General features: G+C 47.8%; 12 protein-coding genes. 9 read left to right on the forward strand and 3 right to left on the reverse strand.

Annotated elements, in window-relative coordinates:
• The first annotated feature begins 1 nt into the window (after window position 1).
• The 7 genes from mrdA to lipA all read left to right on the forward strand — a co-directional run bounded on the left by mrdA (window position 2) and on the right by lipA (window position 7,209).
• Window positions 2-1,915, forward strand: a complete 1,914-nt coding sequence (gene mrdA, locus BFC18_RS05425) for a penicillin-binding protein 2 (protein WP_070124185.1) — start codon at window positions 2-4, stop codon at window positions 1,913-1,915.
• Entirely contained in the window at window positions 1,912-3,027 is a 1,116-nt protein-coding gene (gene rodA / locus BFC18_RS05430; RefSeq protein ID WP_070124187.1) for a rod shape-determining protein RodA, read from the forward strand. The genes mrdA and rodA overlap by 4 nt, the downstream gene beginning before the upstream one ends.
• A 3-nt stretch (window positions 3,028-3,030) precedes the next feature.
• Complete coding sequence (locus BFC18_RS05435; protein ID WP_070124189.1) at window positions 3,031-3,882, forward strand: septal ring lytic transglycosylase RlpA family protein; 852 nt, start codon at window positions 3,031-3,033, stop codon at window positions 3,880-3,882.
• Between the two features lie 169 nt (window positions 3,883-4,051).
• Window positions 4,052-5,248, forward strand: a complete 1,197-nt coding sequence (locus BFC18_RS05440) for a serine hydrolase (protein ID WP_083272930.1) — start codon at window positions 4,052-4,054, stop codon at window positions 5,246-5,248.
• A gap of 85 nt (window positions 5,249-5,333) precedes the next feature.
• Window positions 5,334-5,597 (forward strand): DUF493 family protein YbeD, encoded by a 264-nt coding sequence (gene ybeD / locus BFC18_RS05445; RefSeq protein WP_070124191.1) that lies wholly within the window; start codon window positions 5,334-5,336, stop codon window positions 5,595-5,597.
• Window positions 5,598-5,669: 72 nt separating this feature from the next.
• Window positions 5,670-6,254 (forward strand): lipoyl(octanoyl) transferase LipB, encoded by a 585-nt coding sequence (gene lipB, locus BFC18_RS05450; RefSeq protein WP_245680346.1) that lies wholly within the window; start codon window positions 5,670-5,672, stop codon window positions 6,252-6,254.
• Entirely contained in the window at window positions 6,247-7,209 is a 963-nt protein-coding gene (lipA, locus tag BFC18_RS05455) for a lipoyl synthase (protein ID WP_070124195.1), read from the forward strand. The genes lipB and lipA overlap by 8 nt, the downstream gene beginning before the upstream one ends.
• Before the next feature lie 72 nt (window positions 7,210-7,281).
• On the opposite strand, the gene BFC18_RS05460 is transcribed toward lipA, so the two are convergent.
• Genes BFC18_RS05460 through BFC18_RS05470 form a run of 3 tightly spaced genes read right to left on the reverse strand, consistent with a single transcriptional unit; the run spans window position 7,282 to window position 10,017 of the window.
• The gene (locus BFC18_RS05460) at window positions 7,282-9,003 is read right to left on the reverse strand and encodes a GGDEF domain-containing protein (protein WP_083272931.1); all 1,722 of its coding nucleotides are present in this window, start codon (window positions 9,001-9,003) and stop codon (window positions 7,282-7,284) included.
• 5 nt (window positions 9,004-9,008) lie between these two features.
• Window positions 9,009-9,215, reverse strand: a complete 207-nt coding sequence (locus BFC18_RS05465) for a hypothetical protein (RefSeq protein WP_070124199.1) — start codon at window positions 9,213-9,215, stop codon at window positions 9,009-9,011.
• Window positions 9,199-10,017: an SAM-dependent methyltransferase gene (locus BFC18_RS05470; RefSeq protein WP_083272932.1), complete on the reverse strand. Its 819-nt coding sequence runs from the start codon at window positions 10,015-10,017 to the stop codon at window positions 9,199-9,201. Before BFC18_RS05470 ends, BFC18_RS05465 begins: the two co-directional genes overlap by 17 nt.
• Window positions 10,018-10,264: 247 nt before the next feature.
• On the opposite strand from BFC18_RS05470, the gene ansA reads away from it, so the two are divergent.
• Window positions 10,265-11,275 (forward strand): asparaginase, encoded by a 1,011-nt coding sequence (gene ansA, locus BFC18_RS05475; RefSeq protein WP_070124203.1) that lies wholly within the window; start codon window positions 10,265-10,267, stop codon window positions 11,273-11,275.
• A gap of 12 nt (window positions 11,276-11,287) precedes the next feature.
• The gene (locus BFC18_RS05480) at window positions 11,288-12,124 is read left to right on the forward strand and encodes a DUF2797 domain-containing protein (RefSeq protein WP_070124205.1); all 837 of its coding nucleotides are present in this window, start codon (window positions 11,288-11,290) and stop codon (window positions 12,122-12,124) included.
• The last annotated feature ends 56 nt before the right edge of the window (window positions 12,125-12,180 follow it).

Here is a 12,180-nt window from a genome sequence, read left to right on the forward strand (position 1 = left end):
CATGGCCCGTAAACGTCAGGCTATTCGTGATCACTCAGCTGAAGCTAACCTGTTTGCCCGCCGGGCTGTGGTTTCGCTACTTATCGTCATAGCCATGCTCGGCATTGTCGTGAGTAACCTGTATGTCTTACAGGTAGAAAAACACGATGCGTACCAGACACGATCGAACGGTAACCGTATCAAGGTATTACCCATTGCCCCAAATCGCGGCCTTATTTACGACCGAAATGGCATTTTGCTGGCTGAAAACCGCCCGGTATTTAGCCTCGAAATTATCCCGGAAGAAGTCGATGATTTGGAAGCGACCTTAGATAGCCTCACCACGCTCATGGGCATCACACCGGAAGAACGTGAGAATTTTCAAAAAACCTATCGCGGCCAGCGCCGGTTCAAACCCATCACCCTGCGAACACAGTTAAGTGAACAGGAAGTGGCGTTATTTTCTGCACAACAACACCATTATGACGGTGTGTCTGTGGAGGCGCGTCTTTCCCGTTACTACCCCTACGGTGAAACCCTCACGCATGTGTTAGGTTACGTGGCGAAAATCAACAAAAAGGACTTGCAGAAGCTTGTCGAAGCAGGACAAGAAGCCAACTACGCTGCCACCTACGACATCGGAAAGCTTGGCGTTGAAAAGTATCATGAAGAAGAACTGCATGGTCAGGTTGGCTACCAACAGGTAGAGGTAAACAGTCAGGGGCGCATCATCCGCACATTGAGTATTGATCCCCCCGTCCCCGGCAAAGACATTGTGTTAAATATTGATTTAGCACTTCAGTTGGCGGCGAAAAAATCCCTCAATGGTCAACGCGGTACCGTGGTGGTGTCTTCGCCGCAAACAGGCGGTGTACTGGCCATGTACTCAAGCCCAAGTTACGACCCCAACTTGTTTGTTCACGGGATCAGCAGCAAAAACTACAGTGCGCTATTAAATTCACCGGATCGCCCGCTGATCAATCGCGCGACACAAGGGCAATATCCACCTGCGTCTACGATTAAACCGCTCTTGGGCCTGGTGGGCCTGGAAGATGGCGTGATCACCCCGAAAACCACCATTAACGACACCGGTCGCTACCGGTTACCCAACGTAAAACACGTGTGGCGAGACTGGAAAAAGTGGGGCCATGGCAAGGTAAATGTGGTGCGGGCCGTTATGCAATCCTGTGACACCTTCTACTACGACTTAGCCTACAAACTCGGTATCGATAGAATTAGCGAGTCCATGTCTGAATTCGGCTTCGGCGAATATACGGGTGTGGATTTGTATGAAGAGTCAGATGCCAATATGCCGAGTCGTGGCTGGAAAAGAGCGCGCTTTAATCAGCCTTGGTATATCGGTGACACCATTCCTGTGGGTATAGGTCAAAGCTACTGGACTGCCACTCCCATCCAACTGAATCAGGCCATTAATACACTGATTAATCATGGCGAGCGCTACGTGCCGCAAATCATTATGGGCTTTATGGGCGATCAGGGTGAGGTTATTGAAGAACCGTTGAAAACCTGGCGACCGATTGCTGTAAAAGAAAAGAAAAACTGGGATTTAATGCTCGACGCAATGCATAAAGTGAATCACGATGAAGAAGGCACGGGCCGCCGTTCTTTCTCCGACGCACCTTATCAGTCGGGCGGGAAGTCGGGTACGGCACAGCTGTTCTCGGTCGCCCAGAACGAGTCTTACAAAGAAGAAGAAGTGTCTGAGCACCTTCGTGACAACGCCATGTATGTGGCGTTTGCGCCGTTTGAACAGCCGGAAGTCTCCGTTGCCGTTGTGGTAGAAAACGCCGGTGGAGGCAGCTCAAATGCAGCCCCGGTAGCCCGTCAGGTTATCGACTTTTTCTTTCGTGAACGGGATTTCATGGACCCGGATTATGTTCCCCCTGAGCAGCAAGGTCAGGAGGTAGGCCAGTGAAACGTACCCAGTTAAAACAAAATCAATCAACGTTGCTGGAACGCATACATATCGACGGTTGGTTACTGATTGGCTTGCTGGTGTTGATGGTGGTGGGTTTGTACACCCTCTACTCGGCATCCGGTCAGGATATGGGCCAGATGGAGCGACAGTTCACCCGCTTGGGTATTGCCATGGGCGTCATGTTTGTAATGGCGCAGGTGCCGCCCATGGCCTACCGACGCTTATCGACGTACGCGTATATTGCAGGATTGCTTATGCTAATAGCCGTACTGTTATTTGGTGACGTGGGTAAAGGTGCTCAGCGCTGGCTGGATTTAAAATTTGTGCGTTTTCAGCCCTCGGAACTGATGAAATTGGCCGTGCCGATGATGGTCGCCTGGTACATCAGCAAATTTACTCTACCGCCCAAACTCATGCAGATTGGTATTGGTTTCGCTTTAGTTATCGTACCCACCATTTTAATTGCTAAACAGCCCGACTTAGGAACTTCGCTGTTGATTGCCAGTTCCGGGATTTTCGCCATTTTCCTTGCCGGAATGAGTTGGAAACTGATCGGGTTTGTGGCCGCCCTCGCCGGGGGCTTTACGCCCATTATGTGGTTCTTCCTGATGCAGGATTATCAGAAACAACGGGTTACCACATTTTTGAATCCCGAATCTGATCCTCTGGGCTCTGGCTATCATATCATCCAGTCACAAATTGCCATTGGCTCTGGCGGCCTAGAAGGCAAAGGCTGGCTGCAAGGTACTCAGTCACAACTGGAATTTCTGCCAGAACGCCATACCGATTTTATCTTTGCGGTTTTCAGTGAAGAATTTGGCCTGGTTGGCGTACTCGCACTGCTGGCAATTTACCTGTTTATTATTATCCGTGGGCTGATTATTGCCAATCGGGCACAGGACGCCTACAGTAAGTTATTAGCAGGCTCAATCACCCTCACCTTCTTTGTTTATGTATTTGTAAACATGGGCATGGTGTCAGGATTATTACCTGTGGTCGGTGTGCCCCTGCCGCTGGTGAGTTTCGGCGGAACATCAATGGTGACTTTGATGGCAGGTTTTGGCATTCTGATGGCAATCGGTACACAAAAAAGATTCTTATCCCGATAAACTATGTGCGCTAAAAATTGGTTATTGCTTATTCTGGCAGTACTCGTAACGGGCTGCCAGTCATCCGGTCGTTATGCTCAGCACAGCGATTCGGCTCCCACGTTTGTTTACGACGAACCGGACTACATCGATGCTGATCCTCAGTATGAGCCTTATCGCGAGTGGAATTCCCGTCCTTATGAGGTACTGGGTAAGCGTTATTTCCCGCTGTTAACCGGTAAAGGGTTTGTCGAAACCGGGCAAGCGTCCTGGTATGGCCAGAAATTTCATGGCCACCTCACATCCAACGGCGAAACTTACAATATGTTTTCTATGACGGCGGCGCACAAAACATTGCCGCTGCCGTCTTATGTGAAGGTCACCAACCTGAGTAACGGTAAAACCGCTATTGTGCGGGTGAACGACCGGGGCCCATTCCACTCCGACCGTATTATTGATTTATCATACGCCGCCGCGAAAAAGCTCGATTATCAAAAGCATGGTACGGCGCAAGTGAAACTGGAAGTCATCCATTTTGATAAGAATAATCAGGTCACGGTAGGCAACCAACCAACGGTTTCTTACCAGGAGTATGCCGGCATTGTTCCCCTGCCCGTTGAGCCAGAGCCTGAAGAAACCACAGAACCAGAAGGTTGGTATATTCAGGTGGCCGCGGTGAGCGACGCAGAGCGAGCAAAAAGTGTGTCTACGGTCTTATCTCAGCTTTATCAGGTGCCTGCTGAAATTCCCCTTGTTGATAACGTGTATAAGCTTCGACTTGGTCCATTAGCTGACCGTTTCCAGGCCCGCATGCTGCTCGATGACCTAAAACAAAATGGTTATCCGGGTGCCTATTCAGTGGGCGCGGCGTTGTGAGTATTCAGCAAATGTGGCGCTCATCTGGCAATTCAGTGTTATTCCTGTGGAATCCATCGACGAGCGCTGTATTTCGGTAAACTTTTTGGGTAAAACCTAGTCCAAGCGGAACGCTTACGTTAAAATTCTCAAGATTGTCTTAAATATAAAAACGGTAATTGAAATTCCCATGCATAAAACTATAAACCGCGCTAAACCGACTTTCATGACCGCCATGATCCTCATGTTGCTCATGACCTTTGTTGCCAAAGTTCAGGCAAAGGTTGTCATTCCACCGCCACCAAAAGTGAACGCGAAAGCGTTTATCATGATGGACAACGAAACGGGCTATGTGATTGCCGAAGAGAATGCTGACGAGCAACTCTACCCTGCCAGTCTAACCAAAATGATGACCACCTACGTCATTGGTAAAGCACTGGAAGCCGGAAATATCAGCATGGACGACATGGTGCCAATTTCTAAAAATGCATGGGCAAAGAATTTCCCGGATTCTTCCAAAATGTTCATCGAAGTAGGCACTGAAGTAAAAGCTTCTGATTTGATTCGCGGTATTATCATTCAGTCAGGTAACGACGCTTGTGTGGCCATGGCAGAACATGTCGCCGGTTCAGAAAGCGCGTTTGCCAGCATGATGAACGCATACGCGCAATCTTTGGGTATGACGCATTCGCACTTTGTAAACAGCCACGGTCTGCACGACCCTGAGCACTATGTTACTGCCCGCGATATGATGCTGCTATCTCAGGCACTGGTTTCAGAAACACCTGAAATCTACGACATCTACAGTGAAAAAGAATTTAGCTATAACGGCATTAAGCAGCATAACCGTAACAGCTTATTGTGGGACCGCAACCTGGACGTAGATGGCATTAAAACCGGCCATACTTCAGATGCGGGATACAGCCTCATCACTTCTGCGGTTGATCCAAAGCAAAATGGCCGTCGCATTATCTCAGTTGTCATGGGAACAGAAAGCATTTCTGCCCGTAACGAAGAAAACCGCAAACTGCTGCGCTACGGTTTTGACTTCTATGAAACGGTAACGCCTTATAAAGCCGGTGATAGCTTTGTATCGCACCGCATTTATATGGGTGACCGTGAAACGGTAGACCTTGGAATTAACCAATCTACCCCCATTACCATTCCTAAAGGTCAGGCGTCGAATTTACAAGCAAACTTCGAACTCGATAAGAAACTCGAAGCACCGCTCGCGAAAGGTCAGGTTGTAGGTAAGCTCTATTTGCAACTCGATGGCGAAGATGTGGCGGAGTACCCGCTTGTAGCCCTGCAAGAAGTTAACGAAGGTGGCTTCTTCGACCGTGCTTATGATTACCTGATGCTGCAGCTTGGTTGGGGTGAAGAATAACCACCAACAGGTTGTGCTAGTTCATAAGCGGCCAGATTGTTATAATCTGGCCGTTTTGTTTATTTGAAGATGTAAGGAAGTCGTAATGGATACCCGTTTCGATGAATTGCTGGACTTTCCCTGTTTCCAGACTTTTAAAGTGATGGGCGTTGCCCACGAAGATTTACCGCAAATGGTAGTAAGCTGTTTGCAAACCCATGCGCCTGGTGACTATTCACCGACAGTAAAACCCAGTGCCAAAGGTAATTATCACTCGGTGTCGGTGAGTGTAAAGGTAACCAGTAAAGAGCATATGGAAACCATTTACACTGAATTGGCGAAAGTTGAACTGGTACGGGTTGTTCTGTAAGTGACAGCACCATCCTATCCGGTGATTGTTCGCCAACTACACCGACGTCCATACGAGCCCATCTGGCACGATATGCAGCGCTTCACTGATGAAAGAGGCAGTGAAGACACCGATGAAATTTGGCTGGTTGAGCATGATGCTGTATTCACTCAGGGGCAGGCAGGAAAGGCTGAGCATATTTTGATGCCCGGTGACATTCCGGTTGTTAATGTGGACCGCGGCGGTCAGGTTACGTACCATGGCCCAGGCCAGCAAGTTATGTACCTGATGTTGAACATAAAACGTCGCAAATTGGGCGTACGCGAACTGGTCACAGCGATGGAAAATGCGGTTATTGCCTTATTGGCCGACTTCAATATTACTGCATATGCCAAAAAAGACGCCCCCGGCGTTTACGTTGATGAACGAAAAGTTTGTTCGTTAGGATTGCGAATTCGTAAAGGCTGCTCGTTTCATGGACTGGCGCTCAATGTTAATATGGACTTAGCGCCGTTCGATCGAATTAATCCTTGCGGTTATGCCGGTATGGAAATGATTGATACTGCGCGTCTGTCAGGCCCCCAATCACTCAGTGATGCCGGCCCTGCCCTGACGCAACACCTGCTGAATATATTGAATATCAGCGAGGTCATAAATAAAGAAGGTTTTGATGAGTAACGCACGTCCTAAAGCCGGAGTTAAGCTCCGCGATGATGAGAAAGTAAAACACATTCCTATCACCATTATTCCTACTGAAAAGGAAGAAATGTTGCGTAAGCCGTCGTGGATCAAGATTAAACTGCCACGTACAACAGATCGCATCGACGAGATTAAACAGACACTGCGTAAAAACAAACTACACTCTGTGTGTGAAGAAGCCTCCTGCCCCAACCTGGCTGAGTGTTTTAATCACGGCACGGCAACCTTTATGATCCTTGGTGATATCTGTACCCGTCGTTGTCCGTTCTGTGATGTGGCCCACGGTAAACCCCTTCCGCCTAGCGCTGAAGAACCAGAAAAGCTGGCGAAAACCATTGCTGAAATGAAACTGAAATACGTGGTAATTACGTCGGTAGACCGTGATGATCTTCGTGATGGCGGTGCGCAGCACTTTGTCGACTGCATTAACGCTATTCGTGAACACAGCCCTGCCACAACCATTGAGGTGCTGGTGCCGGATTTCCGTGGTCGTATGGACCGCGCACTGGAAATCTTTAAAAATGGCGTACCAGACGTATTCAACCACAACCTGGAAACCATTCCACGCTTGTATCGTGAATGTCGCCCCGGCGCAAACTATCAATGGTCGTTGGACTTGCTGAAGAAATTCAAAGCGCAACACCCTGATGTGAAAACGAAGTCCGGCTTGATGATGGGCATGGGCGAAGAAAACAAAGAAATTGAAGGCGTGCTACGGGACTTGCGTGCCCACGATGTAGACATGCTGACATTAGGGCAATACCTGCAACCGTCACGTCACCACTACCCCGTAAAACGTTATGTGCACCCTAACGAATTTGATGCGCTGGGCGATTACGCTAAAGACATTGGTTTCGTTCACGCTGCCTGCGGCCCTATGGTGCGTTCGAGCTACCACGCAGACCAACAAGCTGCCGGTAAAGAAGTTAAGTAATTTATTGCCTGCTACGAACACAAAACCCGGCATCTGCCGGGTTTCTTTTTTATTGGTTAGGATTATTCGGTGTTAACCAAACTGCGTTAGGTTACTGTTGTATTCGTAAACTTGATTTCGGCCAAATCGCTTCGATTGATACAACGCCAAATCTGAAGCAGAAAACAAATTGTCCAAACTGTATCCTACTTGCGAGCTTGTACTAACACCGAAGCTCGCAGACACTTTGAATTTGTGTCCTGAAATGCTCGAGTCGATTTTTTCAATGTCTTGTCGGCATCGCTCAGCTAACTGAAAACTGTCTTTAGCAGAGAGCCCCGTTACGATTAAGCCAAATTCTTCGCCGCCCATTCGGGTAACAATACCTTCCTTAGGACACACCCGTAACAGTGAAGCAGCAACTTCACGTAGTACCCAGTCGCCCACTTGATGACCGTAGGTGTCATTCACACTCTTAAACAAATCAAGATCGAGCAGTAACATAGAAACTGGCTGACCCGATTTCTGCGCCTGTGTAAGTAGCGTAACGGCTTTTTCACTAAAGAAGCCACGATTATATAAACCGGTGAGGCTGTCTCGGGTGGCAAGGTAACGCAGTTTGCGGGTTAACTTTCTACTACGATAACTCCAGAATAACAGCGCCACCCCGACAACAGATACCATTGCTAACGCCAGCATGGTGGTTTTCATTTTCTGGCCAGAATAAAGCGCTTCTGCCTGAAGCAGTTTATTTTGCTTGTCCAGCAAGAGAATTTCATTTTCTTTGGCTTTCACATCGAAGGTAGCTTTTTGATATGCCAGTTCCCGAATACTTTGCTCCGACGTAAGCAGTGCTTCAATCTCTTGTTTTAATAGTAAATATTGGTAGGCTTTTTCGTAATCCTTCCTGCCCTGATAGATGTCTATCAAAATCCGATAGGCGCCTTTTACACCCTGTTTGTACTCACCTTGCGAGTTACTGTTTATGGATTGAATCGCCAAGGCTTCGGCTTCATCAATTCGATTTTCGCCGAGACGCATTTCCGCTTGTGACAGTAAAAAGCTGCCAGATAGAGGCGCAAATTTGAGTTCATCCACTCGCCACTGGGCTTCTCTTTCAATGATCCTGGCTTTATTGTATTCGGCCGTCGTTACATAGAAGTCGAGCAAGTGAACAAAGTTAAATGCAATAAAAAAAGTTTCGCCGGCACGCTTACAGTTATCGATGGCATCGTTGAACTGCAACTCGGTTGCCTTATTTACCTCTAGGTTCATTTCGGCACGCATTGTCCTCGCGAAACATCGTAGCTTGCTGTCGGCAACAGTACTGTTGAGAATCTTCTTAACCATGGATTCTCCCTGTTGACGTAGACCTGCCGTATTATAAAATACAAGCATTCCCTTCCAACCAGCAGCCAGAAGATTGGGATCATCGATAGTTTCTAATTGTTGTTCTACATCTTTAGAAAGTGCAAATGCGTAATCCCATTCACTCAAATGCGCCGACAAACTAAGCAACGATTTAGCTAATTTAATCCGAGCTTCGCCGGGAGGCAGCTTGTCGTAGAGTCTCTTGTAGTTCTCAGACAAGGTTTCAAACGGAATGTCTTTGGTGGTGAAATAGATAGATAAATAATCGTAAAAATCTCTATCTGAACCTGATAGTTGCTTTTCATCGAGATCAGCAAGCAGTACTTTGGCAGTGTCCCAATCAGACAATGCCAAAGACTCTATATGCCTTAATCTTTCATGGTCGTCGACAGCAAAACATGCTGTCGACGTGAAGATAAGAAAAACAACTAACCAGTATTTCATTGGGATCAGGCAACCTTGGGGTTCTTTTCCGGTTCAGGGTCCGGCGTTGGCTCAGTGGGCTCGTTTGGCTCTGTTATTGTCATAATTGGCTTTATTTCTGCGGCTTCTGCTTTTAGTGCGGCAATGCTGTTTAGTTCTTCTACACTAAGGTCGTCAACGGAACGCGTTGTGTCGTTTGCCAATGATGCCAGAATTTCAATTGCTTTTGTCATGTGTGCTTCCTTGTTGCTGTTGTAATTGATGTAATTTATCCAGAATGGCGGTGTTTTTAGTGAGCTTCTTACATGGCGGCACCACCAAGGTGGTCACCAAAGTAAGGTTTGCCTCTGGAAGACAATTAAGGGGTATCCATTCAATGCGCGTTTTATCGGTAATTAAGGTAGGGCATTCATAGAGCGCCACAGCGTGATCGTTGGGGTAGCCGTAATGTTCAGTTAACATCGACACCAACACTTGTCGCTGCGCTGCACTCGACGTCTTTGCGGCAATGGTTAAATCGCCGGCAAGCGCAATTTGCCATAAGAACAGATAGGCTGATGTATCGATAACACGCTCGAACATCATTAACTGACTGGCCTCAAAGTGCTGACTGCCGTATGCACCCGGGTCAATACCCATATCAGCATAGAGACAATCTTCTGCAGAAATGCCAGGCTCCATATGCGCAGAAAACCCTTCCTTTCGAGCTTGCGCGATGGCGGTATGAGGTACCTGAGCGAACACACCTGGATGACCGTAAAACGCCCCCACCACAGACTTACCGCTGCGAATTTCAGTCATGATCAATTTAACCATTTCCTGATAAGTCACTCTGCGGTCTTTTCCATCTGCGTACAATGACTGCAGTGAGCGGGTGTCTTTATTCATGGTTGCCAGCCAGCGCTCCATAATAGGATGGCAATTGGTGAACACCACATCGGCATGCTCGATATGACTACGACAACGGGCGGACATGTGTGCACCCAACGTCATACCAGGGCCGACACAAACTAAACTTCCTGTATTACTTTGCATGGTAACAACCGTACTGCTTATTTATTATTTATATCCATCGGTGCTGATCTGGCCATTTATTTCTATGCTTAGCCGATCGAAGAGCCCTAATTATGCCGGACTATTTGCGCTGGGCAAGTAACAAATGCCCTCGCTGGCATTAAATCGAACAAAGATGTGATCCAGAATAACCCTGCCTGAGTAGCCAGCAAGTTGATGACTTGCCTAACAGGGCTGTTACAATACGCCGGATTATCAGGAGTACGTCATGAGAAAACACATTTATATCGCTTATACCGGCGGCACCATCGGTATGAAACCCTCTAAACAGGGCTATGTACCGGCTTCAGGGTTCTTAGGAAAAACACTGGAAAACATGCCAGAATTTCACCGCCCGGAAATGCCCTTGTACACCCTTCATGAATACGACAACCTGATTGATTCATCAGACATGAACCCTTCAGACTGGCAACGCATCGCCGACGATATTGCCGCAAATTACGATAAGTATGACGGTTTCATCATTCTGCATGGCACCGATACCATGGCGTACACCGCCTCGGCACTTAGCTTTATGCTTGAAGACCTCTCAAAACCGGTTATCGTAACGGGATCGCAAATTCCGTTGGCCGAGCTGCGTTCTGATGGCCAAGTTAATCTGCTAAATGCGCTTTTCGTTGCAGCAAATTATCCTATTGCCGAAGTTGGTCTGTTCTTCAATAACCGCCTGCTACGAGGAAACCGCAGCCGCAAGGTAGACGCAGACGGGTTTAATGCCTTCGACTCGCCGAATTTCCCCCCTCTGCTTGAAGCTGGCATTAATATCCGGGTTAAAGCAGGCAAACTGGCGGAACCCACAACCAAGCCACTAAAAGTCTGTCAGGTAAAATCGCAACCCATCGGGTTAGTTAGCTTGTATCCGGGTATTGCCTCTGAAGTGATTAAAAACACCCTGCAACAGCCGGTCAACGCCTTAATTTTACTTAGCTATGGCGTGGGTAATGCTCCGCAACAACCGGCGTTACTGCAGCAATTGCAATACGCTGCCGAACGGGAAATTGTGGTGCTCAACTGCACGCAATGTTTGCGCGGCCGCGTGAATATGGGCGGCTACGCCACAGGTAACAGCCTAAGAGAAGTCGGTGTGTTATCTGGTAGTGATATGACGCCCGAAGCGGCTTTGGCCAAACTGCATTACCTGCTTAGCCAGAATTTCAGTTATGAAGAAATTAAACAAAAACTCACCACGAATTTGCGTGGCGAACTCAGCGACGGATAAGAAAACGCAAGCATGCAAGAATACACTGGCTCTTTGAGCAAAATGAAAGTCTCGGTGAATGACGAACACCAGGTGCAATACACTCTGGCCATTGGTGACCACCGCGTTGACATGAACAGCCTGATTGGCAGCGAGATAACGCTAACGTCAGCAGGTGAAATTCGTTGCGTACATTGCGACAAGAAAACCAAAAAGAGTTTCAATCAGGGCTACTGCTACCGCTGTTTAATCACCCTTGCACAGTGTGACAGTTGCATTATTAAACCGGAACTCTGCCACTATCATGAAGGTACCTGCCGTGAACCGGAATGGGGCGAAACCCACTGCCTGAGTGATCATTTTGTGTATTTGGCCAACACCGGCAATTTGAAAGTGGGTATTACCCGCCACGTCAGCGATGCCATATCGAGTCGTTGGATGGATCAAGGCGCATCGCAAGCACTGGTGTTCTTAAGAGTGAAAGACCGGCTTACCAGTGGCTTGGTGGAAACCCTGTGTAAACAGCATATTGGTGATAAAACGAACTGGCGAACCATGTTAAAAGGTACGCCGGAACAGCAGGATCTTGAGGCATTGAAAACGGCGTTGTTGGAAAAAATTGATGCGGGCCTTGATGAGATCCGCCAGCAACATGGACTGGATGCAGTAAGCGAGGCGGCGACGCCTGCTGTGGAGATTAACTATCCCGTAGACACCTACCCGGTGAAAATTAAATCGATTAACCTGGATAAAACCCCCGCGTTTACCGGTGTACTAACTGGTATCAAAGGGCAGTATCTAATGCTCGACGAAGATCGGGTCATTAATATCAGAAAATATTCAGGTTATCAGGCAACGCTTTCCGTTTAAGAGCGTTTTACGTCTCTCTGGCTAATTCTGTGGTCATTTTCCGTCAGGAATTACAG

The organism is Alteromonas confluentis (genome assembly GCF_001757105.1).
GTDB lineage: Bacteria > Pseudomonadota > Gammaproteobacteria > Enterobacterales > Alteromonadaceae > Alteromonas > Alteromonas confluentis.